General features: G+C 69.9%; 24 protein-coding genes. 17 read left to right on the forward strand and 7 right to left on the reverse strand.

Annotated elements, in window-relative coordinates; genetic code table 11:
* The first annotated feature begins 193 nt into the window (after nt 1-193).
* From ftsZ to ACYVDG_RS09190, 7 genes are all read left to right on the forward strand, one after another.
* A complete protein-coding gene (gene ftsZ, locus ACYVDG_RS09160) occupies nt 194-1,780 on the forward strand; it encodes a cell division protein FtsZ (protein WP_460748295.1) in 1,587 nt (528 codons plus the stop codon).
* 152 nt (nt 1,781-1,932) lie between these two features.
* The gene (gene pgeF, locus ACYVDG_RS09165) at nt 1,933-2,652 is read left to right on the forward strand and encodes a peptidoglycan editing factor PgeF (RefSeq protein ID WP_460748297.1); all 720 of its coding nucleotides are present in this window, start codon (nt 1,933-1,935) and stop codon (nt 2,650-2,652) included.
* 145 nt (nt 2,653-2,797) lie between these two features.
* Entirely contained in the window at nt 2,798-3,526 is a 729-nt protein-coding gene (locus tag ACYVDG_RS09170) for a YggS family pyridoxal phosphate-dependent enzyme (protein ID WP_460748205.1), read from the forward strand.
* A 135-nt stretch (nt 3,527-3,661) separates the two neighbouring features.
* Nucleotides 3,662-4,195 carry a cell division protein SepF gene (locus ACYVDG_RS09175; RefSeq protein ID WP_460748208.1) on the forward strand — a complete coding sequence of 178 codons (534 nt, stop codon included), beginning with the start codon at nt 3,662-3,664 and terminating at the stop codon, nt 4,193-4,195.
* A 39-nt stretch (nt 4,196-4,234) separates the two neighbouring features.
* Entirely contained in the window at nt 4,235-4,534 is a 300-nt protein-coding gene (locus tag ACYVDG_RS09180; RefSeq protein ID WP_460748211.1) for a YggT family protein, read from the forward strand.
* A gap of 128 nt (nt 4,535-4,662) precedes the next feature.
* Complete coding sequence (locus ACYVDG_RS09185; RefSeq protein ID WP_460748214.1) at nt 4,663-5,574, forward strand: DivIVA domain-containing protein; 912 nt, start codon at nt 4,663-4,665, stop codon at nt 5,572-5,574.
* 73 nt (nt 5,575-5,647) lie between these two features.
* Nucleotides 5,648-7,000: a hypothetical protein gene (locus ACYVDG_RS09190; RefSeq protein ID WP_460748217.1), complete on the forward strand. Its 1,353-nt coding sequence runs from the start codon at nt 5,648-5,650 to the stop codon at nt 6,998-7,000.
* Between the two features lie 68 nt (nt 7,001-7,068).
* Here ACYVDG_RS09190 and ileS read toward each other — a convergent pair whose 3' ends face one another.
* The gene (ileS, locus tag ACYVDG_RS09195; RefSeq protein ID WP_460748300.1) at nt 7,069-10,269 is read right to left on the reverse strand and encodes an isoleucine--tRNA ligase; all 3,201 of its coding nucleotides are present in this window, start codon (nt 10,267-10,269) and stop codon (nt 7,069-7,071) included.
* A 368-nt stretch (nt 10,270-10,637) separates the two neighbouring features.
* On the opposite strand from ileS, the gene ACYVDG_RS09200 reads away from it, so the two are divergent.
* From ACYVDG_RS09200 to ACYVDG_RS09220, 5 genes are all read left to right on the forward strand, one after another.
* Entirely contained in the window at nt 10,638-10,898 is a 261-nt protein-coding gene (locus ACYVDG_RS09200) for a hypothetical protein (RefSeq protein WP_460748220.1), read from the forward strand.
* A 78-nt stretch (nt 10,899-10,976) separates the two neighbouring features.
* Entirely contained in the window at nt 10,977-11,507 is a 531-nt protein-coding gene (locus tag ACYVDG_RS09205) for a GNAT family N-acetyltransferase (protein ID WP_460748223.1), read from the forward strand.
* Nucleotides 11,508-11,704: 197 nt separating this feature from the next.
* Nucleotides 11,705-12,115 (forward strand): TraR/DksA family transcriptional regulator, encoded by a 411-nt coding sequence (locus tag ACYVDG_RS09210; RefSeq protein ID WP_460748225.1) that lies wholly within the window; start codon nt 11,705-11,707, stop codon nt 12,113-12,115.
* A 29-nt stretch (nt 12,116-12,144) separates the two neighbouring features.
* Nucleotides 12,145-12,840, forward strand: a complete 696-nt coding sequence (lspA, locus tag ACYVDG_RS09215; protein WP_460748227.1) for a signal peptidase II — start codon at nt 12,145-12,147, stop codon at nt 12,838-12,840.
* The gene (locus ACYVDG_RS09220; RefSeq protein ID WP_460748229.1) at nt 12,837-13,763 is read left to right on the forward strand and encodes an RluA family pseudouridine synthase; all 927 of its coding nucleotides are present in this window, start codon (nt 12,837-12,839) and stop codon (nt 13,761-13,763) included. The genes lspA and ACYVDG_RS09220 overlap by 4 nt, the downstream gene beginning before the upstream one ends.
* Before the next feature lie 73 nt (nt 13,764-13,836).
* On the opposite strand, the gene ACYVDG_RS09225 is transcribed toward ACYVDG_RS09220, so the two are convergent.
* A complete protein-coding gene (locus ACYVDG_RS09225) occupies nt 13,837-14,823 on the reverse strand; it encodes a DMT family transporter (protein WP_460748231.1) in 987 nt (328 codons plus the stop codon).
* Nucleotides 14,824-14,896: 73 nt separating this feature from the next.
* Here ACYVDG_RS09225 and ACYVDG_RS09230 point away from each other — a divergent pair, with 73 nt between their 5' ends.
* Nucleotides 14,897-15,817, forward strand: a complete 921-nt coding sequence (locus ACYVDG_RS09230) for a LysR family transcriptional regulator (protein ID WP_460748233.1) — start codon at nt 14,897-14,899, stop codon at nt 15,815-15,817.
* A gap of 100 nt (nt 15,818-15,917) precedes the next feature.
* Here ACYVDG_RS09230 and ACYVDG_RS09235 read toward each other — a convergent pair whose 3' ends face one another.
* From ACYVDG_RS09235 to ACYVDG_RS09250, 4 genes are all read right to left on the reverse strand, one after another.
* Nucleotides 15,918-17,600, reverse strand: a complete 1,683-nt coding sequence (locus ACYVDG_RS09235; RefSeq protein ID WP_460748236.1) for a thiamine pyrophosphate-dependent enzyme — start codon at nt 17,598-17,600, stop codon at nt 15,918-15,920.
* A gap of 151 nt (nt 17,601-17,751) precedes the next feature.
* Nucleotides 17,752-18,066, reverse strand: a complete 315-nt coding sequence (locus ACYVDG_RS09240; RefSeq protein ID WP_460748239.1) for an AzlD domain-containing protein — start codon at nt 18,064-18,066, stop codon at nt 17,752-17,754.
* On the reverse strand, nt 18,063-18,791 hold the full coding sequence (locus tag ACYVDG_RS09245; RefSeq protein WP_460748241.1) for an AzlC family ABC transporter permease: 729 nt from the start codon (nt 18,789-18,791) through the stop codon (nt 18,063-18,065). The genes ACYVDG_RS09240 and ACYVDG_RS09245 overlap by 4 nt, the downstream gene beginning before the upstream one ends.
* A gap of 77 nt (nt 18,792-18,868) precedes the next feature.
* Entirely contained in the window at nt 18,869-19,726 is an 858-nt protein-coding gene (locus tag ACYVDG_RS09250) for a helix-turn-helix domain-containing protein (RefSeq protein ID WP_460748244.1), read from the reverse strand.
* A gap of 107 nt (nt 19,727-19,833) precedes the next feature.
* On the opposite strand from ACYVDG_RS09250, the gene ACYVDG_RS09255 reads away from it, so the two are divergent.
* From ACYVDG_RS09255 to ACYVDG_RS09265, 3 genes are all read left to right on the forward strand, one after another.
* Nucleotides 19,834-20,271: a GNAT family N-acetyltransferase gene (locus ACYVDG_RS09255; RefSeq protein ID WP_460748246.1), complete on the forward strand. Its 438-nt coding sequence runs from the start codon at nt 19,834-19,836 to the stop codon at nt 20,269-20,271.
* 189 nt (nt 20,272-20,460) lie between these two features.
* Entirely contained in the window at nt 20,461-21,120 is a 660-nt protein-coding gene (locus ACYVDG_RS09260; RefSeq protein WP_460748248.1) for a PaaI family thioesterase, read from the forward strand.
* Nucleotides 21,121-21,394: 274 nt separating this feature from the next.
* Nucleotides 21,395-21,742, forward strand: coding sequence for a chorismate mutase (locus ACYVDG_RS09265; RefSeq protein ID WP_460748251.1), 348 nt, complete (start codon nt 21,395-21,397; stop codon nt 21,740-21,742).
* Nucleotides 21,743-21,843: 101 nt separating this feature from the next.
* Here ACYVDG_RS09265 and ACYVDG_RS09270 read toward each other — a convergent pair whose 3' ends face one another.
* Nucleotides 21,844-23,037, reverse strand: coding sequence for an endonuclease/exonuclease/phosphatase family protein (locus ACYVDG_RS09270; protein WP_460748303.1), 1,194 nt, complete (start codon nt 23,035-23,037; stop codon nt 21,844-21,846).
* Nucleotides 23,038-23,330: 293 nt separating this feature from the next.
* Here ACYVDG_RS09270 and ACYVDG_RS09275 point away from each other — a divergent pair.
* On the forward strand, nt 23,331-23,554 hold a 224-nt coding region (locus tag ACYVDG_RS09275; protein ID WP_460748253.1), incomplete at its 3' end, for a hypothetical protein.

Raw genomic sequence — 23,554 nt, forward strand, 5'->3', positions numbered from 1 at the left:
ACAGGGTCGGGTCGGAAGCGGAAGGACGGTACCGGTGGCCCCGGGTCCCCGCAACCAGCAGCCTTGGGGTTCGCTGTCCGGGGTGACCCGAAACGCACTGTAGAACCGGATGCCGAACCGTCGGCGCACCCGCTGGCCACAGCCAGCGGACGCGGAGACGGGACGGCGCATGCGAGCGGAAAGGCCCCTCGTCGTGGCAGCACCGCAGAACTACCTCGCGGTCATCAAAGTCGTCGGCATCGGCGGCGGCGGTGTCAACGCCGTCAACCGAATGATCGAAGAGGGGCTCAAAGGCGTCGAGTTCATCGCGATCAATACTGACGCGCAAGCGCTGCTGATGAGCGACGCGGACGTCAAGCTCGACGTCGGCCGTGAGCTCACCCGTGGCCTTGGCGCGGGCGCCAACCCCGACGTCGGCCGGAAGGCCGCGGAAGACCACCGTGAGGAGATCGAGGAGGTCCTCAAGGGGGCCGACATGGTCTTCGTCACGGCCGGAGAGGGAGGCGGCACCGGTACCGGGGGAGCACCGGTCGTCGCCAACATCGCTCGTTCCCTCGGGGCTCTCACCATCGGCGTGGTCACCCGCCCCTTCGGCTTCGAGGGCAAGCGGCGGGCCACCCAGGCCGAGTCGGGAATCGCGATGCTCCGCGAGGAGGTCGACACCCTGATCGTGATCCCCAACGACCGACTGCTGTCCATCTCTGACCGGCAGGTCAGCGTCCTGGACGCCTTCAAGGCGGCCGACCAGGTCCTGCTCTCCGGTGTTCAGGGAATCACCGACCTGATTACCACACCGGGACTGATCAACCTGGACTTCGCCGATGTCAAGTCGGTCATGTCCGGGGCGGGATCGGCGTTGATGGGAATCGGATCCGCACGGGGAGACGACCGGGCCGTCGCGGCGGCGGAACTGGCGATCTCCTCACCACTCCTGGAAGCCAGTATCGACGGGGCACACGGTGTGCTGCTGTCCATCCAGGGCGGTTCCGACCTCGGTCTCTTCGAGATCAACGAAGCGGCCCAGCTGGTCGCCAACTCGGCGGCACCCGAAGCCAACATCATCTTCGGCGCCGTCATCGACGATGCCCTCGGCGATGAGGTGCGGGTCACCGTGATCGCGGCGGGCTTCGATGAGCCCGAGGTCACCGGCACCGTGGTGCGGGAGCACCAGTCCGTGGACCCTCCTGAGGCCGTCGCCCCCACGGCAGGCATCACGTCCGGTGAGGGGGGGCCGTCGGACAAGGCGGCGCCGTCCACCGAAGACGCGAGCGGGGCGCCGGCCACCAGCATGCCGTGGATCGCTCCGTCCCGCCCGTCCCAGCCCGCCCAGGAGGCACCGCGGCCCGCCATGCCGCCGGTGCAGCCGTCCGTCGCTCCGGAGCCGGCCAGCCCGGAGCCCGAGTCGGCACCGGCACCGCAGGCCGAAACGGCGCCTCAGGCGGAAACGGCGCCTCAGGCGGAAACGGCGCCTCAGGCGGAGCCGGCGCCGCAGGCCCGGGAGCACATCGAACCGGAGCGGCCCGCCGTCGCGCCGGAACAGGCCCAGGGCAACGGTTACGCGGGCTCCCACCGGGTGGCCGAGCCGGCGGAGCGGGAGGTGCAGGCCGCTCAGCCTGAGGAGCCGTTCGCTTCGGAGCCGGAGGCCGAGCAGGAAGCACAGCCCAGCCACATCCACGCGGTCTCGGACTCCTCCGAGCGCCGCGGAGAGGTTCCCACGCCTCGGCGGCGCGTGATCTTCGACGACCCCGACGACCTCGACGTTCCGGAGTTCCTGAAGTAACTCGCCGCCGGAGCCCCGGTACCATCGACGTGTCAGCCGGTCCCGCCGCATCGCGTGGCGGGACCGTCGCTGCCCCCGGAGAAGCTGCCCTCGGAGCAAGGGCCCGACGGCAGTTTCCCCGCGTGGGCCGAGGGAAGGACCGCGTCGCGCCGATGGGCAACGTCATCGACCTGGGGCACGGAGTCCGTGCCGCCGTCACCGAACGCAAGGGCGGGGTGAGTCAGCCGCCGTACGACTCACTCAACCTGGGACTGGGGACGGGTGACACCCGTGAGAGGGTCCTGGCCAACCGCGCCCGCGCGGCAGAGGACTTCGGGTTCGACATCGGTCGGGTCGTGTGGATGAACCAGGTCCACAGCGCGGACGTGCTCGTGGCCACCGAACCCGGTGCCGCCGGCACCTGCGACGGTGTCGTGACCACCCGCTCGGACCTGGTCCTCGCCTCGATGGCGGCGGACTGCCTGCCCGTCCTCGCTGCCGACGCCGGGGCAGGGGTGCTGGGCGCGGCCCACTCGGGCCGTCTGGGCACCGCGCACGGGGTGGCCGTCAACCTGGTCGAGGCGATGGTCGCCCAGGGCGCCCGCCTTGCCTCCCTCAGCGTCTTCCTCGGACCGACCATCTGCGGTCGCTGCTACGAAGTACCTCCCGAACTCCAGGCCGAGACGGCCGAGCACGTCCCCGAGGCGGCTTCCACCACCCGGCAGGGCACCACCGGGGTTGACATGCTCGCCGCGGTCACCGCCCAACTGCGCCGTTCAGGTGTAAGCGACATCACTACGGACGGGCGGTGCACACTGGAGAGCGACGAACTCTTCTCGCACCGGGGGCACGCGCCCACTGGACGTTTCGCCTCCTTCCTCTGGCGTACCTGAGGTCCCTCCGGCCCCCGGAACCTCTGAAGAATCCCAGAACCCGCCCTTGCCAACCCCTCCCGAAACTTCGCACCACTTCCGAAAACCCGGACACTTCGGCCGCATCCGGCCACTCAAGCCGCAGCAGTCAACAGAAGGAACTCCCGTGTCACACTCCGACCCCGCGCGCACCGAGCAGATCCGCGCCAACCTGGCGGCGACGCGGGCCAGGATCGACGCGGCCTGTGAGAAGGCCGACCGCGACCCCGCTCAGGTGTCGCTGGTCGCGGTGACCAAGACCTATCCGGCCAGCGATGTGCGTATTCTCGCCTCGCTCGGAGTCACCGACGTCGGGGAGAACCGTGACCAGGAGGCCGCGCCCAAGGCAGCGGAGACCGCTGATCTCGGTCTGACCTGGCACTTTGTCGGTCAGCTCCAGAGCAACAAGGCCAAGTCGGTCGCCTCCTACGCGGACATCGTGCACTCGGTCGACCGGGCCAAGCTCGCCCGGGCCCTGGGAGACCGGGCGGCCGCGTCGGGGCGGCAGCTGAGCTGCTTGGTCCAGGTCAACCTGGACACCGATTCCCAGGCCGGGGTCATCGGCCCGCGCGGGGGAGTCGACCCGAGTGACGCTCTCGAACTCGCGGAGCGCATCGAGGAGCACGAGGCGCTCACCCTCGGCGGAGTGATGGCGGTGGCCCCCCTGGAGGGTGACCCCGATGACGCTTTCGCCCGACTCGACGAAGTGGCAGGGCGCATTCGGGATCGCTACCCTCGGGCCACAGTGATCTCGGCGGGGATGAGCGGAGACCTCGAAGCGGCCGTTGCGCGCGGCGCGACACACCTGCGCCTCGGTACGGCGTTGCTCGGCTCTCGGGGACCGATCGTGGGGTAATGTCCCCACATAGACCTTGGGGCCTGTCTGTGGCGTTCGCCCGAATGGACGAACAACCCGCCTGCGCGGGGCACAGCGGCCGAAGACGAAGGAGTCGGCTGCGGTTGAGGCCGCGGGGACGACGGAGGGCATGAGATGGCCGGCGCGATGCGCAAGATGGCGGTCTACCTCGGCCTCGTGGAGGACGACCGTTACGATCACCGCTATGCGGACGAATATGATGAGTTCGACGATTTCGACGATGGCGTGGACGAACAGCGTGACCGCGACGCTGACACTCTGCGAGGCGAGGAAACACGGGGCGAGGCTGTGACGGACACCGGCGACTACCTGGGAACGGGTGAGCGACGCGGTGCTACCGCCACGAAGGCCTCTGCTTCGATGGCCGACCTGGCTCGAATCACAACGCTCCATCCGCGCACCTACAACGAGGCGCGTACGATCGGAGAGCACTTCCGGGAAGGTACACCGGTGATCATGAACCTGACCGAGATGGTCGACAGCGACGCCAAGCGTCTCGTCGACTTCGCGGCTGGCCTGATCTTCGGTCTCCATGGCAGTATCGAACGCGTAACCAACAAGGTGTTCCTGCTGTCCCCGGCCAACGTCGAGGTGACCGCGGAAGACAAGGCGCGGATCGCCGAGCGAGGGTTCTTCAATCAGAGCTAGATCATCACATTTGTCCAGAGATTGGGTCGGGGAACGACCGTGAGTATGGTCCTGTCAGTGCTGTCACTTCTGCTGCAGCTGTTTGTCTTCGTGCTGATAGCGAGGGTGGTCCTGGAGATGGTGCAGTCCTTCTCCCGGACCTGGCGGCCCACCGGGTTCGTGCTTGTGCTCGCTGAGATCGTGTACACGATCACCGATCCGCCACTGAGGTTCCTGCGAAGGTTCATCAAGCCGATCCGGTTGGGGAGCATCGCACTCGATCTGAGTGTGCTGGTCCTCTTCTTCGGCATCATCATCCTGCAGAGCATTCTGGGGAGCTTGATGGTCAGCATGGGATAGAGGAGAGTCGGGGGGACTATGTACCCCCTGGTTCCGATATGTGGTCTTGGTCATGATCTGGATTGCCGTAAGGTCACGATCAGGTAGCGTCCCTACGGACGGACTCCAAGCGCGCCAAGGAGACGAACATGCCGCTGACACCCGCCGATGTGCGGAACAAGCAGTTCAGCACGACCCGGCTTCGACCGGGGTACGACGAAGAAGAGGTCGACGCCTTTCTCGACGAGGTCGAGTCTGAGCTGGACCGACTGATCCAGGAGAACGAAGAACTGCGCGGCAAGCTCGCCGAGTGCCTGCGGGGCAAGGTCCCCAACGCGGGTATGCAGGACTTCCAGCAGCCCCAGGAGCAGCAGGCCCCCGAGGCCGCGCAGCAGATGGAGCAGATGCGGCCGGAGCCCGTTCAGGCGCAGCAGCCTGTCGAGCAGCCGCAGCAGCCCCAGCCCCAGGCTCAGAGCCCGCAGGCCCAGATGGCCGCGATGACCGGGGGCAACCTGGCCATGGGCGGCGAGGAGAACATGGACACGGCCGCCCGTGTCCTGGCGCTCGCCCAGCAGACCGCCGATCAGGCGATCTCCGATGCCCGCCGCGAGGCGGACGAGACCCTCGGCCGCGCCCGCCACGAGTCCGAGGACATCCTCGGCAAGGCGCGCCGCCAGGCCGACCAGATCATCGGTGAGGCCCGCGCACGCTCGGAGAACCTCGACCGTGACGCCCAGGAGCGCCACCGTCAGGTCATGGGCAGCCTGGTCCAGCAGCGTGAGGAGCTGGAGCACAAGGTCAACGGGCTCAAGGACTTCGAGCGCGAGTACCGCAGCCGCCTCAAGGACTACTTCGAGCGCCAGCTGCGTGAGCTCAACGATGACGGCAAGACGGCTGAGCCCAACCCGAACACCACGGGCGGCTTCCAGACGATGGCCCCGCAGACCGGTGGCACCCCCGCTCTTCAGCAGCAGGGCCCCGGCGGCAACCCGTTCGGTCAGCCCGAGCCCGCTCAGCACGGGGGGTTCCACCCGGGCGAAGCTCCGCACGAGCGTCGCTGAACTCATCAAGCGGCATGCTGCTCCGAACAACTGAAGACTCCGGCTCAACACGTGTAAAGGCCCTGGTCGACCCGTGATCCTTAGCCTTCTCGCCACCGTGGCGGTGCTGGCGGCCATTGCCGCCATTGCTGCTGCCCTGGTGTTCGCTGAAACCCTGCTGGTGTACATCGGCCTGGGACTCGGCGGACTGAGCGTCCTTCTCCTGCTGGCCGCGATCATCCAGGGCCGGTTCGGTGAGGGCAGATCGGACACGGAACGGACGGACGGTTTGGGGAAGTCGTCCGTCCCCGTGCCAGCCGCCGCCACGGCGATCGGCACGGTACCGGCACAAGAGCAGTGGGAGCCGGAGGAGTCTGGGCGCGCACCCGCACCGGCCGAAGAGCCGGTGCGGGAAGCCGCTGTTTCGGAGCCCCTCGCCGACGGGCCCGAACCCGTCAGCGAGGACGAGAACGTAGCGGACGTAGAGGACTCGGAGAGCGAAGAGGACTCGGAGTTCGTGGTCCCCCGGTGGGAGACCCCCACCCTCGGGAACTGGCCGGAACCCGTTTTCGAGTCCGCAACCCCGGACGAACCGGATCCGGAAGCCGACGCTGATCCGGAACCCGAGACCGGTCCGGAAGCCGAACTGGGAGTCGCCCCTGAACCGGCGGCCGACCCGGACCCGGACGTCGCCGCTGAGCCGGAGACCGAAGCGGAGCCCGTCGAGGGGCCGGAGGCCGAGGACGAGGCGTTCGAGGAGTCCGACGAGGCAGCCGTGGCGCAGACGCCCGCGGAGAGCGACGAAGACACCCCGGTAGCGGCCGAGGAGGCCGAGACTGACGAGGGCGATACCGTCGAGCAACCCGTGGAGGAGCCCGAGGAGGAGCCGGTCGAGGCTCTGGCCGCGGAGCCCGAAGCCTTCGACGAAGACGAATCCGAGGACGAGCCGGACGAGCCGGACGAGCCCGAAGCGGACGCCGAGGAAATCGCCGACGAGGTCGATGAGGAAACCCCGCAGGATACGGCGGAACCCGCAGAGGAGCTCGAAGACGCCCTGGATGAGGCGGAAGCCGCCGACGAGGCGGATGTGGTCGATGAGCCTGTCGAGGAAGAGCCCGAGGGGCCGGACGAGCCCGAGAGGCCTGAGGAGCCGGACGAGCCCGAAGCTCCCGGAGAGGCTGCGGAAGCCGTGGAGGACTCGGAAGAGCAGGAAGTAGCCGGGGCGGCTGACGAGGTTGACCAGGAGGAGGCCCCGGACCTGGCCTTCGCCGCGATCCTCGACGGGGGCTCCGAAGCTGAGGACGAGCCGGGGATTGAGCCGGAATCCGAGCAGGAGCCGGAGCGGGACGCCCCGGCCGCGGGTGCGGAACCCCAGGAAACACGGTCCGAGGACACGGATCGCGAAGACGTGGACGCTGAGGAGACCGCGGTCTTCACCCGCGACTAGCCGGACGCACCACCATGATCCGGGGGCGCCGCCGGTGTGACGGCAGCACCCCCGATCGGCACAGCGGATCAGGCCCGGCGGAAGGCGAACGCCACCCCGAACTCCTCCGACTCGGCGGAGTGCGGGGCGTCCTCGCCCGTTCCGGCCACGAAGGCGTCGGCGAGGACCTCGCCGGCGATCATCTGACCGTGCTCGGACAGGGCCTGCCGGACGGACTCGTCCTCGGCGGTCCACCACACGTGGATGCGGTCCGACACGTCCAGCCCACTGTTCTTACGGGCCTCCTGGAGCATCCGCACCATCTCGCGGGCGAGACCGGCGCGGCGCAGCTCCGCAGTGAGGTCCAGGTCCAGGGCGACCGTCTCACTGGACTCCGAGGCCACCGCCCAGCCCTCCCGGGGCTGCTCGGTGACGAGGACCTCGTCTGCGCTCACGTCGACCGCCTCGTCCTCGACCCGCACCTGCGTCCAGCCGGTCTCGCGGACCTGCTCGACCAATGCTGCCGGATCTGCGGCCTGGATGGCCTTGGCCACCAGCGGCGTGCGCTTCGCGAACCGCTTGCCCAGGGCGCGGAAGTTCGGCTTGACCACGTAGTCCACGAGGTCGCCGCCCACCGACGACAGAGCGTCCAGACGGAGCACGTTGAGTTCGTCGGACACCTGGTTGCGCAGCTGCTCCGGCAGGTCGGCGAAGCCCTGGGCGCCCACCAGCGCACGGGCCAGGGGCTGCCGGGTACGCATCGCCGAGTCCACTCGGGCGGACCGGCCCAGCTCCACCAGGCGGCGGGTCAGCGCCATGTTCGTCGACAGCTCCGGGTCGATCAGGTCCTCGCGCGCCTCCGGCCACGGCGCCAGGTGCACCGAGTCCGCGGACTCCGGGCGGCGCAGCGCCGACCACACGTGGTCGGTCAGGAACGGCACGATCGGCGCCATCAGCAGCGTGACGGTCTCCAGCGCCTCGAAGAGGGTCGCGAACGCCGAAGCGCCCTCGGGGGTCTCGGCTCCGCCCCAGAACCGGCGGCGGGATCGGCGCACGTACCAGTTGGAGATGTCGTCGACGAAGGCGGTCAGGCGGCGCCCGGCACCGGTGGTGTCGAAGTTGTCCATGGCGTCGGTGACGTCGCGGACGACCTCGTTGAGCTCAGACAGCAGCCACCGGTCCAGCATCGGACGGTCCTGCGGCGCCGGGGCCTCGGCCAGCTTGGAGTGGTCCCAGCCCGCACCGGCGTTGGCGTACAGCGTGAAGAAGGAGACGGTGCTGTAGTAGGTCAGCAGCACCTTCCGGACGATCTCCTCCAGCACGCTGTGGCCGACCCGGCGGGCGTTCCACGGGGAGCCGCTGGCCAGCATGAACCAGCGCAGGGCGTCGGCGCCGTGCTGGTCCATGACCGGGATGGGCTCCATGACGTTGCCGACGTGCTTGCTCATCTTGCGGCCGTCCTCGGCGAGGATGTGGCCGAGCACGACCACGTTCTCGAACGAGTTCCGGCCGAACACCAAGGTGCTCACCGCCAGCAGCGAGTAGAACCAGCCGCGGGTCTGGTCGATCGCCTCGGAGATGTACTGGGCCGGGAAGTTGGCCCGGAAGGTCTCCTCGTTGTACTGCGGCGCGCCCCACTGGGCGAACGGCATGGACCCGGAGTCGAACCAGGCGTCGATCACCTCAGGGACGCGGCGGGCGACACGCTCCTCCTCGGGAAGCGACGGGTCGGCGTCGGGGTCGGGGATGACGACGTCGTCCACGTAGGGGCGGTGCGGGTCCAGGTTGGACAGGTCCTGGCCGCTGAGCTCGCTCAACTCCTCGAGGGAGCCCACGCAGATCTGGCGGCCGTCGGGGAATTCCCAGATCGGCAGCGGGGTGCCCCAGTAGCGGTTGCGGGACAGCGCCCAGTCGACGTTGCCGCGCAGCCACTCGCCGAAACGGCCCTCCTTGACGTTCTCGGGCACCCAGTTGGTGGCCTGGTTCTGCGCGAGGAGTTCGTCCTTGACCGCGGTGGTGCGGATGTACCAGGAGGGCAGCGCGTAGTAGAGCAGCGCGGTGTGGCAGCGCCAGCAGTGCGGGTAGGAGTGCTCGTAGTCCACGTGCCGGAAGAGCAGGCCGCGGTCCTTGAGGTCGCGCACGAGGGTCTTGTCGGCCGTCTTGAAGAACACGCCGCCCACGAGCGGCAGCTCGGCCTCGAAGGTCCCGTCGGCGCGGACCGGGTTGACGACGGGCAGGCCGTAGGAGCGGCAGACCGTCATGTCGTCGGCACCGAAGGCGGGGGACTGGTGGACCAGACCCGTACCGTCCTCGACGGTCACGTAGTCGGCGAGCACGATGAAGTGCGCGGGCTCGTCGAAGGGCGCGATCTCGAAGGGGCGCTGGTAGGTCCAGCGCTCCATCTCGTCGCCCTCGTAGCGCTCACCGGTGAGCTCCCAGCCCTCGCCGAGGACCTTCTCGAACAGGGGTTCGGCGACGACGAGTCGCTCGTCCCCGTTGGTGGCCACCACGTACTCCACGTCGGGGTGCACGGCCACGGCTGTGTTGGACACCAGGGTCCACGGGGTGGTCGTCCACACCAGGAGCGAGGTCGGGTGCTCGGGGGAGGCCAGCGGGCCGGAGGTGACCGGGAACCGCACGTACACGGAGGGGTCGGTGACGGTCTCGTAGCCCTGGGCCAGCTCGTGGTCGGAGAGGGTGGTGCCGCAGCGCGGGCAGTAGGGGCTGATCCGGTAGTCGCGGACCAGCAGTCCCTTCTCCCAGATCTGCTTGAGCGCCCACCAGACGGACTCCACGTACTGGGGGTCCATGGTGCGGTAGGCGTCGTCCATGTTCACCCAGTAGCCCATGCGCTCGGTCATGGCGGTGAACGCGTCCACGTTGCGCAGGACGGACTCGCGGCAGCGGTCGTTGAACTCGGCGATACCGAAGGCCTCGATGTCCTTCTTGCCGCTCAGGCCGAGTTCCTTCTCGACGGCGACCTCGACGGGCAGGCCGTGGCAGTCCCAGCCGGCCTTGCGGTCGACGTGGTAGCCGCGCATGGTGCGAAAGCGCGGGAAGACGTCTTTGAAGGCGCGCGCCTCGACGTGGTGCACGCCGGGCTGGCCGTTCGCGGTGGGCGGGCCCTCGTAGAAGACCCAGTTCTCGCCGCCGCGAGTCTGGTCGAGCGAGCGCTCGAAGACGTTCTCCTTCGACCAGCGGCCGAGGATCTCGCGCTCCGTCGCGGGCAGGTCGATCTGAGCGGGCAGCTGGGGCAGCGCGCGGGATTCGGGCCGGGGGTCGTCGGTCACCGTCGTACCTTTCTCCATCAGGGGTGTTCCTGACGGAGGGACGAGGCTCAGCCCCGCGGTACCACCCTCCTTGGAACCGATACCGCGACCGCTGGGCGGTGGGGCGACGGATCCCGCTTCGTTGAGTTCTTGCCGGTTCTACTGGGGTGCCCGCGCGTCTGGCGGGGCACCTGTTCTTCCGGCGGCTCCGGGGTGATCTTCGCACTGGTCGTACCCCCGGGCTCGCACCGTCCCCGGGTCGCTAGGCCGGTCCAGCCCCCTCTAGGCTGTGTCCGTCCGGTCGGGGCCAGCGCTACTCGTCCCCATCGACACAGGTTCAGGATAACGCAGTGCGGCAAAGCGTGCCGCGGATGACGGAGGGGGCGGTCATGGCCGAGCGCACACGGGGTGCTGTCCTGGTGACCTTGTCCGAACGCGAAGACGCGGACGAGCTGGCCGAGCAGCTCCTGGAGCAGGGCTACGAACCCTGCCTGGTGCACCGGGACATGCTCGCGGGCGAGGACGACGCCGAGGACGCGGACTGGGTCATCGAGGTGCTGACGGGACCGCACGGCGGCCCGGCGGTTTTCGACGAGACCCACCTCGCACTGCTGGCGGAGGACTACGGGGGCTTCGCCGCCGTGGGGTGAGCTCGTCGGAGTGGCCGTTTCGGGACAGGGGTCGTCAACCCCTGTCCACCGAGGGGCACGGTGGTGAGGATGGGCGGCATGACGATTCGTGTGGCGCGCCCCGAAGACGCCCGGTCCATCGCCGAGGTCCATGTCCGCTCCTGGCAGGCCGGCTACCGCGGCATCATTCCCGACTACGCGTTGGAGAACCTGGACCCGGAGCGGCTCAGCGGGGTCTGGTCGAGGCGCCTCGCCGGAGACCTGACCGAACCCGGCGCCGGTGTCCTCCTCGCCGAGCAGGACACCGGGGTGGTGGCCTTCGCGGGTTTCGTGCCGGGCCCCGACCCGGAGGACGACAGCCGCACCGTGGTCGACCTGGAGACCTTCTACTCGGTGCCCGAGGTCTGGGGAACCGGAACCAACCGGAAGCTGGCCGAGGCCCTGCACGAGGTGATGGCCCAGGGACCCGCCGACCAAGCAGTCCTGCGGGTCCTGACGGCCAACACCCGCGCCCGGCGCTTCTACGAGAACCAGGGGTGGCGGGACACCGGGCTCGTCATGGACGAAGCGCTCCTGCGCGGAACGGTCGTGCTGCCCACCATCCTGTACCGGCGTTCCTGCGCTGGGTAAGGGCCCCTGACGCCCCGTGAGCGGCCCTGTAACCCTGACGCCCCAAAGGCTCCGGCGTGTGCACCGCACCGCCCGGATCATTGCCTTGGAGGAGAGGATTGCCTAGGCTTCGCCGCACCACTCACGGCTGAGCAAACGGGAGGCCCCGCAGATCGGGCGGGGGGCTAGGGCCGTGGGACGTGCGGAGGGGGAGTGCGATGAAGGCCACCGAAGCGGCGCGAATGCCGGTCCGTCCCGGGGAGGATCCCTGGACCCCGGAAGAGGTCGCAGAGGTCCGCAACCAGTTGGAGAGCGAGATCGCGGCGCAGCGGGAGGAGCTGCGCGATACCGACAACGAACTCGCCGAGCGGCTCAACGACCCGGTCGAGGGGGCGGGTGACGACCCAGCGGACACCGGCGCCAAGGCCTTCCAGCGCGAGCACGACCTGGCGTTGGCCTACAATACTCGTGACCTGCTCGCCATGAGCGAGCGGGCGATCGAACGGATGGACGCGGGGGCCTACGGGGTCTGTGAGTCATGCGGGCAGGCCATCGGGAAGGCACGTCTCCAGGCATTTCCGAAGGCCACCCTGTGTGTCACCTGCAAACAGCGCGAGGAGCGTCGCTGACTGAGGTAGAGCCCTCCGGGGACAGCAACATGACCACGACCGACAACAAAGCCGTTCGGCCGCGCAGGTACGTAGTCCTGGTGCTGGTCGCGCTCGCCGCGATCGTCACGGACTTCGCCACCAAGGAATGGGCGCTGGCGGCCTTCTCCCCGGGGGAACGCCTCGACGTCATCGGCAGCTTCGTCCAGTTCACCCTGGTGTTCAACACCGGGGCCGCCTTCTCGCTGGGCACGGACTACACCTGGGTGTTCACCTGCATCGCCACTGTCGTGGTCCTCGCGATCGGCTACATCGGCTGGCGTGTGCGCAGCCTGTGGTGGGGTGTCACGCTCGGCCTGATGATGGGCGGGGCCGCGGGTAACCTCGTGGACCGCTTCTTCCGTGATCCGGCCCCGTTCCACGGCGCCGTTGTCGACTTCATCAGCGTGGGCGACTTCCCGGTGTTCAACATCGCCGACTCCTGCGTGGTCGTCGGAGCCTGCCTGGTGGTTGTGCTGACCTTCAAAGGCCTCAACCTGGACGGCACGATGGTCTCCGACGAGGTGGCCGAGCAGGCAGCGGCTGAGAACGCAGCTGCCGAGAGGGACGCCGGGGCCGAGAGGGACGCGGGGGCCGCGGACAGTGGTGAGTCCACCGCGACCGACGACCCCTCCGGACTGGACATCGGCGCGCAGGACATCACCGAGAACGACGGTGACGAGAACGACAAGGGGAAGGGCGCATGAGCGACACGAGGAGCCTCCCCGTCCCGGACGGTCTCGAAGGCGACCGGCTCGACGCTGCGATCGCCCGGATGTTCGGGCTCTCCCGGACCCGGGCCGCGGAGCTGATCGTGGACGGCAGCGTCCTCCTCGACGGCAGCGAGGCCGGCAAATCCGACCGAGTGCAGGCCGGTGCCTGGCTGGAGGTCACCCTCCCGCCGCCGCCCACCGCTCCGGTTCCGCGCGCCGAGGCCGTGCCGGGTATGAGCATCGTGCACGAGGACGCCGACATCATCGTGGTGGACAAGCCGGTCGGCGTGGTCGCGCACCCGACGGTCGGCTGGATCGGTCCCAGCGTCCTCGAGGGCCTGCTGGCTTCCGGGGTGCAGCTGGCCACCAGCGGAGCGGCCGAACGCCAGGGCATCGTGCACCGCCTGGACGCCAACACCACCGGACTCATGGTGGTCGCCAAGAGCGAGATCGCCTACAGCGTGCTCAAGCGGGCATTCAAGGAGCGCACCGTCGACAAGCGCTACCACACGCTGGTCCAGGGACACCCGGACCCGTTCTGCGGCACCGTCGACGCGCCGATCGACCGCCACCCCGCCGGCGACGGCCGCTGGGCCGTGGTCGCCGGAGGGCGGCCCTCGGTGACGCACTACGACACACAGGAGGCCTTCCGGGCCGCCAGCCTGCTCGAGATCAAGCTGGAGACCGGTCGTACCCACCAGATCCGGGTGCACATGTCCGCGCTGCGCCACCCCTGCGTGGGCGACCACCTCTACGGGGCCGACCCGAACCTGGCTGAGCGCCTGGGCGTGCGCCGCCAGTGGCTGCACGCGGTGCGCCTGGGCTTCGATCACCCCACCGAGCGCCGCCCGGTGGAGTTCTCGAGCCCCTACCCGGAGGACCTGGAATCCGCCGTGGAAACTCTCCGAGAAGACTGACCAGCCCCGTTCCCCCCGATGATCTTGCCCCTGTCTCCACCCCGAGCGATCGAGAGTGGAGACAGGGGCAAGATCACGGTGGGGTGGGGCGGACGCGGAGGATCCGCTGGCACAAGGCCGCTCCCAGGATGATGACGGCCGCGCCCAGCGGCTGGTTCCAGCTCAGGCTCTCGCCGAGCAGGACGATGCCCGCGGTGACAGCCACCACCGGCACCACGTAGGTGACCGTGGTCGCGACAGTCGCCCCCGCGGCCCGGACGATCGCGTAGTTGAGGATGTACGCGAACCCGGTGCCGAACACGCCCAGCGCACTGACCGCCAGAACCACCTGCCAGGTCAGTCCGGTGGGCAGGTCGCTGACCAGCGGGGTGAGCAGAACCAGGGGCAGCGCGCCGAGGAGCAGCTGCAGGGCGCTCAGTTCCAGGGCAGTGTGCGGGCTGCCCGCGACGAACCTGCGCAGGTAGGGCGTGCCGATCCCGTAGCAGGCCGTGGCGCCCACCACCAAGAGCATCCCGCGCAGGGCGTCGCCGTCGTGCACGGACACCTCGCCCAGTGAGTTCCACACCCCGAAGACGGTGAGGACCCCGAGGAAGCCGATGATCAGGCCCACGACGCGGGCGCGGTCCGGGCGCTCGTCGGACAGGATCAGCATCGAGAACACGACCCCGAACAGCGGTGTCGAGGCGTTGACGATCCCCATCAGGGCGGACGGGATGAGCTGCCCCGCGTACCCGAAGAGGGTGAAGGGGATGCTGTTGAGCAGCAGCGCCGCCACGAACATGTGCCCCCACAGCCGCGGCGAGGACGGCAGGCGCCCGCCGCGCAGCAGCAGGAACGCCAGCAGGGGCAGGGCGCCGGTGACCATGCGGGCCATCGAGAGCTGGACGGGGGCCAGGACCTCGGCGCCGATCTTGATCACGACGAAGCTCATGCCCCAGATGAGCGCGAGAAGTACGAACTTGGCGCGCCAACCCGTGAGCAGGGAACGGGCCGGTCCGGAAAGCGCCGTGGTGCCGCGGAGGTCGGTACTGCGCAGTGCGGTGCTGCGGGGAGTGGACATGGGACGTTTCTATCCCCGACCTATTCATTAGGTCTACTTCGTACTGCTTAACGTCTGAGTTAGTGTTACTTACATGCTCAGTGTCGACCGGCTCCGCGTGCTCCACGCCATCGCCGCGCACGGCTCTCTCAGCGCGGCCTCCCAGGCACTCCACGTCACCAACTCCGCCGTGTCCCAGCAGCTCGCCAAACTCGAACGGGAAGTCGGCCAGCCCTTGGTCGAGCGCAACGGTCGCGGTGTCCGCCTCACTGACGCCGCGGAACTCCTTGTCGAACACACCTCCCGGATCCTGTCCCTGGTCCACCGGGCCGAGGCAGATCTGGAGGCCCACCGAGGTGATGTCACCGGGCACCTGCGCCTGTCCGCCACCCCCACCGCCGTGCGCGGACTCCTGCCCACAGCACTGCCGGCCCTACGCGAGGCCCACCCGGGGCTGCGCGTGGAGCTCAACGAGGAGGAACCTCACGAGAGCATCCCCGCCATGGTCAACGGTGACGCCGACCTGGCCATGGTCGTGGACTGGAACGGCTCACCCCTGACCCTGCCGCAGGGCATGAGCCGGGCCTCGGTCATGGAGGACGTGGGCGACATCGCCCTGCCCCACGACCACCCGCTGGCCCACCGCGAGCTCCTGGAACTCGACGAGATCCTTGATCTGCCTTGGATCAGCTGGTCCAAGGGATCCATCTGCGACGACTGGCTCCTGGGCATCATCCGGGGGCGGGGCGGCGAACCCGACGTCGTGCACAACGTCGAGGAGCACCAGACCAAACTGGCCCTCGTGGCGGCCGGGATCGGCGCCGCCGTCATGCCCAGGCTGGGCCGCGGTCCCTTGCCGGAAGGGGTGCGCGTGGTCCCGGTGCAGCCCGCGCTGGTCCGGCAGGTCTACGTCTTCTGGCGCAGCGAGGCCTCCCGCAGGCCCGCCATCCGCGCGGTCGTCCGCGCCCTGCGTGCGGCAGCCAACGCCGACCCGGACGGCCCCGGCAGCGGCTGAGACCGGACCGGGGCGGGCGCCGTCTGAGACCTCGACAGCGTGGACACCGCCTGAGCCCGAACAGGGGTGGGGCGGCCGACTCCGGCCACCCCACCCGGGCTCATTCCAGGCCCAACAGGTCCGACATGGTGGTGGTCGGGCTGATCACCTCGGGGTCGGTACGCACGTCCACCAGGGTGGGCAGGTCCGAACCCACCGCCTCGGACAACGCCTTCGCCAACTCCTCGCGGGTGTGCACGGTGGCGCCGCGCGCGCCCAGCGAACGGGCGTAACCCGCCAGGTCCAGGGGCCCGCTGATCTCGGTCCCCGCGATCCGGCCCAGTTCACGGGCCTGGTGCATGGCGATGGTGCCGTAGAGCCCGTTCTGGAACACCACGAGGGTGACCGCCGCGCGGTTGCGCACCGCAGTCTCCAACTCCTGGCCGGTCATCAGCGCGCCGCCGTCACCGGCCACGGCCACCACGGTCCGTTCGGGAGCGGCGATCTTCGCCGCCACCGCGGCCGGAACCGCGTAGCCCATGGCCCCGCTGGTCGGCGCCAGCTGTGTGTCGGGGTGCCGGAACCACCAGCCCCGGTGCAGGAAGGAAGCGAAATTGCCCGCGTCATTGGTGATCAGGGTGTCCTCTGGCAGTGCCTCGCGCATCCCGGCGATCACCGACCACGGATGCAGCAGGTTGCCCCGGTGTTCCGCTGCCTGGGACGGGATGGTCGCACTCTCCACCCAGACCCGGCGGGCCCCGCTCCAGTCCCGGTAGGGCACCTTGACCGGGGCCTGGGCCAGCGACCGCAGCGCCGCTCCGGCATCGGCTACCGCCCCCAGCCACACGTCCTTGGTGGCACCCACCTGCTCCGGGTCGATGTCGATCTGCGCCACCCGGGTGCGCCCGTCGGACTCGGGCAGCTGGTAGCCCTGGGTGGTGGTCTCGCTCATCCGGCACCCGACCACCAGGACGGCGTCCGCGTCGGCCAGGGCTCCCAGCACCCCGCTCGGCGCACCCAGCCCGAGGTGCCCGAGGTAGAGGGGATGGTCGTTGGGGAACACGTCCTGCCTGCGCCAGGCGGCGTACACACCCGCGCTGTACTGCTCGGCCACGCGCACCAGGTCCGCGCGTGCCGACCGCGCGCCGCCGCCAGCGATGATCACCGGGCGCACCGCGCGGGCCAGCCAGTTGGCGAGCCGGCCGCGGTCCTGTTCGCCGAGCGGTGGCCGGGGCACCACCGAGGGACTCGGTGTGGGACCGTGCCCGACCCGCTCACCGAACAGGTCGCCCGGCACGGCGATCGCCACCGGCCCCGGTCGGCCGGTGGTGGCGATCCGGATCGCCCGCGCGGTGATCTCCGCGAGCCGGTCGGCCCGGTGCACCGTGGTGGACCACTTGGTGATGGGTGCGTAGAAGGCGGTCAGGTCCACCTCCTGGAAGGCCTCGCGTCCGAGCCGTTCGGTCTCGGCCTGGCCGAGGAACACGATCATGGGGGTGGAGTCCTGCATCGCGGTGTGCACCCCCACCGCCAGGTTGGCCGCTCCGGGGCCGCGGGTGGCGGCGGCGACAGCGGGCACCCCGGTGAGTTTGGCGTCCGCCTCGGCCATGAAGGCCGCGCCGCCCTCGTGCCGGGTGGAGACCAGGGCCATCTCCGGGTGCTGCTCGATGGCGTCGGCCAGTTCCAGGAAGCTCTCACCGGGGACGGTGTAGCACCGTCTGATCCCGGCGGCGGCCAGGACCTCCACCGCCGCGTGGGCTGCGGTATCGGTGGGGGGTAGGGGCCGTTGTGCGGCAGGGGCCATGGAGGCGGGTCCTTCCATCGTCGCAAGGTCCACTCAAGTCACGCACCGGAGCCAGGGTGTGCCGGTGCGCATGCGGCTGACTCTGGCAGGCGGCCCATGGCCGGTCAAGGCCGGGCGGGACCGCCTGTGGACAACCCTTCCCAGCCGTTCCCTACCCGACTCCAAGGGCGCGCAGGGCCGCGGTGGTGCCCGCCGCGGCGACGATCACCAACAGGAAGGGCGCGCGCAGCACCAGGGCGAGAACGGCGGCGCCCACCCCTGCCATACGGGCGGTGTCCCAGACCAAGGCCTGCCCGTCGCCAAGGGCCTGGACGGCGATCAGCGCGGCCAAGAGCGCGAGCGGAACGGCCATGGCGAACCGTTGCAGCCACGGGTTGTCCAGCAGCCGTCGCGGGGCCGACATACCCGCGTACTTGAGCAGGTAGCAGCCGACAGCGGTGGCGATCAGCGCGATCCACAGCGTCACTGCCGCACCTCCCCAGCACGGTCGGTACCTCGGCTCGGGCCCTTCTCCCGGTCGTCCGCACCGACGAAGACCAGCAGGGCGGCCGAGGCGGCCAGCAGCACCGGCACGCCCGGGAGCAGGAACGGGGTCGAGGCCAGCGCCAGTCCGGCGCCCAGCCCGGCGATCAGCCACGTACGCGGGCCGCCCTCACGCAGCCGCGGCCAGAGCAGACCCAGGAAGATCGCCGGACCCACCGCGTCCAACCCGAAGGCGTCGATGTCGCTCACCCGGTCCGTCGCCAGCGCCCCGACCAGGGTCGTGGCCACCCAGAAGGTGCCCAGGACCACGTAGGTCGTCACGAACGCGGTGCGTGCGGACTCCCGGTCCGGCTGGATCAGCGTCACGGCCGTGGTCTCGTCGATCACTCCGTGCGCGGCCAGCGCGCGCCGCACACCGCGGTACCCGAGCAGATCAGCCAAGCGCAGCCCGTACAAGGTGTTGCGGGCACCCAGGAGCAGGGCGCCAAGCGCCCCGGCGACCAGGTTCCCGCCCCCGGCGATCACCCCGACCAGGGCGAACTGGGAGGCACCGGTGAACATGAACAGGCTCAGGAACAGGGCCTGGCCGGGCGAGAGCCCGGCGGCCACCGCGGCGGTACCGAACGCCAGCCCGGCGGCGCCCACGGCGACACCGATCCCCAGGCTGTCCCGCACCGCCGGTGAACGGAGAAGAGAGAAGAGTTTCACGTTCCCCCATGCTAGGCGGGCCGGGTTCGGGCGTCTTGAACGTTCTTGCGCCTCCCCAAGGCACCGTGGCCCCGAAATCAGGTCCCGAGCAGAGCGCGCTGGTAGGTGACCGGCGGTACACCGAGGTGCCGACGGAAGTGGCGGGTGAGGTGCGGTTGGTCGGCGAACCCGACCTCCGCCGCGACGTCGCCCGCGCGGCGTCCTTGGGCCAGAAGGGACCGGGCCCGGTCCACCCGCAACTGGTTCAGGTAGGCGTGCGGGGGCAGGCCGTAGGCCGCTCGGAAGGCCCGGGCCAGCGCGAACGGGCCGAGCCCCACCTGCGCGGCCAGCTCTTCCAGCGTCGGCGGGTCCACCAGGCCTTCAGCCAGCAGGCCACGCGCCCGAACCGCCTCCGGCCGCGCCGCGTGCGTACCGCCCTCCGTCGCGCGCTCCCGCCCGTGGGAACGCAGAAGCATCGCGATCCCCTGCCTGGCCAGGGAAGAAGCGGCCAGCCGGGAACCCTGCTCAGCAGCCATGTGCGCCCTCACCAGCACCCGGGAGACCTCGGGCGCGTGGATCCCGGACTCCGTGAACCCCGGTGTGCCCCGCATCCCCAGCTCACGGCCGATGCCCGCGACCACCTCGGGCGCCGGGTAGAACACCCGGTACCCCCAGCCTTCGGGGACCCCCGCGTGCCCGGTGTGCACCTCGTCCGGCCCGACCACGGCCAGTCCGCCCGGGCCCACGCGCGACTTGCCGCCCGGGTGGGAGTACTCCTCGATGCCGCCGGTGATCATTCCGATCGTGTACGTGGGGTGCGTGTGCCGGGTGAAGGTCGTGGTCACGAAACGCGCGGTGAGGAGTTCGGTGTCGGGCAGGCCGGAGAAGCGCCAGTACCGCGCCTGTTCCACTCGCGGGTCCTCGACTGTGGGGTGGACCTCACTCGGCAGTTCCATACGTCCAGGTTAGGTCGTGTCCGGTGGATTCCTTCGGGGCGCTTCGCCATGGGAGAGGGGCGGTCGCCCGACCCTGGCCGGGCGGGATCTTCCGGTAGTCTGCGCGGATGAGCAAGCCACAGATTCGCCGTGTCCAGGATGAGCGCGACCGGGCGGCAGTCTTCGTGATCAGGGGCGCCGTGTTCGTCGCCGAGCAGCAGGTACCCATCGAGGAGGAGTGGGACGAGCGCGACACCACGTCGGAGTTCCTTCTCGCGCTGGTCGACGGGGTTCCGGTGGGCACGGTCCGCCTGGTGGACCAGGGCGACGGCGCCGGGCTCCTGGGGCGCATGGCCGTTCTGCCTGCGGGGCGGGGCAAGGGCACCGGGGCCGCGCTGGTCCGCGCCGCCGGGGAGCTTGCTCGGGAGTCGGGGCTCGACCGGGTGGAACTCCACGCCCAGACCCACGCGCTGGGCTTCTACGAGCGGCTGGGTTACTCCGCGCACGGCGAGGAGTTCATGGACGCCGGTATCCCGCACTTCCACATGGAGCACAAGCTCGGCTGATCAGGGCGGATCTCCGCGGTCTCGCCGTGGCCGGTGGCCCCTGTCTCCCATCCGTGTGACGGGGAGCGCACCGCCCGCCCGCACCCCGTCGGTGTACTACCGAGTAAGATTCGGTTTTGGGGTCGGTAGCCCCGCGCCCCGTGCGCGCGGCAGCCGACCGAGCACCAACACCGACCCGACGAGGAAGACATGACGGTCAACACGCAGCCGGCCACCGAGAGCCCCGACCCGCGGGCCTTCGGGCTCCCGCTCGTCGAGGGCAGCTCCCTCCCCGCCGAACTGCGCACGTTGGTCAGCCGCGTCAACGGCCTCATCGACGCCGTCTCCAACACCGAGGTCGACTCGGACACGCTGGCCGAGACCGCCGCCACGGTCGAGCGCCTCACCGACCGGCTCAACGTGGCCCGCCGAGAGGTCGGCACCATGGTCCGCCGCGAACTCGGAGACGGGAGCACCGCGGTCGGCACCATCACCAACATCGTCGAGGGCGAGACCAATCCGGCCGCACCGCGCCTCCTCCTCGACCGCACCCCCGAGGGGTTGCGCGGCGAGGTCACCCTCAACACCATCTACCAGGGCCCGCCCGGACTGGTCCACGGCGGCTGGGTCGCAGCCATGCTCGACCAGGCCGTCGGCAGCGTCTCCTCGGCCGAGACCAGCCCCGGCCTGACCGCGAAGCTCGAGGTCAACTACCGGCGCCCCACTCCGCTGTTCACTCCGCTGGAGATCACCTCCTGGGTGGACCGGGTCGAGGGACGCAAGGTCTTCGTCGCCGGTGAGATCCGCGCCCACGGCAAGGTCACCGCAGAGGCAACCGGGCTCATGATCCAGGTCGAGGCTGCCGAGTGACCGCGGTCCCGTCCATGGCGGCCGTGCCCGGTTCGGGCGCGGCCCCTCGGTGTAGTACGCTCACTCCCGTGACCCACCGCTATTTCGTGTTTAGCCAGCCGACGGACCCGTCGGCCGCTTTCACGTAGGCGGAATCGGGAACGTCGGCTATAGAGCACTCGGGCAGCGCCCGGTGCTCTTTCGTCTTTTCGGGCGGCCGACGCCCCGAGACCCGCATTCGCCAGGGGACGCACGGCCGCGCCGCATCCGCGAACGCACCCAGGAAGGGACCACCGTGCACGAGCGCCACACCGAACCCGCGCCCCCCGTAGCGAAGCAGGCCGAGCAGCCGGTCGGACCACAAGCCGCCGAGGAGATCCTCCACCTGCGCGGACACATCGACCAGATGGACTCAGAGCTCGCCGAGCTGCTTGAGCGCCGCGCCCTGGTCGCCGCCCAGGTCCAGCGCCTCAAGCCGGTCGGCTACTTCGCCGGGCGCGACCTGCGCCGCGAGCGCGAACTCGTCGAGCGCATGGCCGAGCACGCGCCCCGCCTGGGCGCCGACCGCCTCGCCGCGATCATGGACAGCGTGATCAGCGCCGGACTGGCCGCCGCCCAGGAGGAGTCCGCGCGTACCACGTGAGCCGTCACGGCCCGGCCCACCCAGCCCCTGGGCCCGGCCCACTCAGCCCCTTGTGCGGCCCCGCTCAGCCCCTTGTGCGGCCCCGCTCCAGGCAAGGACCTCTAGGGACGGACCAGGTCCACCCACACCAAGCGGTGGTCGGAGCTGGGGAAGGGGTAGTCCCCGGTCAGCCGGAACAGCGGGTCGTCCACGGTCGGCCAGAACACACCCGAACCCCGCGCCGGCAGCGAGCGCGAGGGCAGCACGTAGTCCACGCGCAGGTTGCCAGGGCCCGGCTCGTCGACGAAGTCGGCGCTGTCCAGCTTCGGGTCGCCCTCGTGGTCGTCGTTGGCGCCGCCCTGCCGTTCGGCGGCGCCGCGTCCGCCCTGGCTGGAGGGGCGCACGTCCACTATGTCGCGGTGCTCCAACAGCTGCGTCATCGCCTTGGGATGTCCGTCGCCGTCCTTAGGGTCGGCGTTGAGGTCGCCGGCGATGACGAAGGGCGCCCCGGGCGTGAGCCCGCCCAAGCCGCCTTCGTCGTCCTGGATGTACCAGCCCTTGCGGGGCGTCACGTAGTCGGCCCAGAAGCGGATCTCGTCGTGGTTGCGGGCGACGTTGCGCTGCTCGGGGCCGTCGAAGGTCGGCGGGGTCGGGTGGCTCGCCAACAGGTGTACGGGGCGCCCGCGGCCGGTGTCGATCGGGATGTCCCAGTGGCTCTTGGAGGACAGCCGCAGTACCTCCAGGGCCTCCTCGGAGTAGAACGGCTCGCCGGTCTCGGGGTCGGTGGGCAGCTTCGCGTCCGGCATGTCGGCCCAGCGGAACTTCTGGAAGGTCCGCACCCGGTCGGTGACGATCGGGTACTGCGAGTACACGACCATCCCGTACTGGCCGGGGAAGAGCCCGTACCCGAAGGCGTCCTCGGCGTACTCGGGGCTGCCCGGCTCGGTGACCGCCTCGCCGTCGCCGTTCAGGTCCACACCGGAGGCCACACCCGTGTTGACCGGGGCCGTGTACACGTACGGGTACTCGACCGGGTCGGCGCCGTTCTGCCCCACGGACAGGTAGTTGTCTTGGAAGCGCTGGGGCCCGACACCCTCTTCGTCGTAGTCGAACTCGTTGACCAGGAGGACGTCGGGGCGCACGTGCTGGATGATCTCCGCGAGGTTGCGCGCCTGCTCGCTGTCCGGGGTGGCGAGCTCGTCGGCGAGGGCGCCCTCTTCCGAGCGTTCCAGAGCGGCGTTGAACGTCGCGAACCGCACCTCGTGCTGTCCGGGAGGTTCGGGGATCGACGGCGCGACGGAGGCTGATGACGGCATTGCCACCAGTGCGGAGGCGGCCAGGACCAGGGTCGCGGTGGAGGCGACGCGGCGGGGTGGTGTGGTCACGTGAACAATCCTCTCAGTGGGAGTGGGAGTGGGAGTGGGAGTGGGAGTGGGAGTGGGAGTGGGAGGGAGAGTGGGGGACGGGAGAGCGGGAGCAGGAGAGCAGGAGAGCGGGAGCAGGAGAGCAGGAGAGCGGGAGCAGGAGAGCGGGGCGGAGGGATGCCGCTCCGACCGCGGGAGAGTAACAGTTTCCGATGTCCTGCGCGTGTTCTCAGGTGAAGTGAATCGTGGCACTGAGTTCAGGCACACGGATCTGGGACAGCGGATTGGAGGATTTTCGCACCGGTGGGCCGGGCTCTCCTGCGGGTGCGGGTGGTTTCCCCGTTTCCTGCCGCTTGATGGTGGCCGTCTCCGCTGCGCGCCTCAAGGTCGTCGCCATCGAGCGCTTCGCGCGTCATTGGCGCTCCACCTTGACCCGCTTCGCTGCGACGGCGGGTTGGCGGCTATCAGG

The sequence above is a fragment of the Nocardiopsis oceani genome, assembly GCF_054777395.1.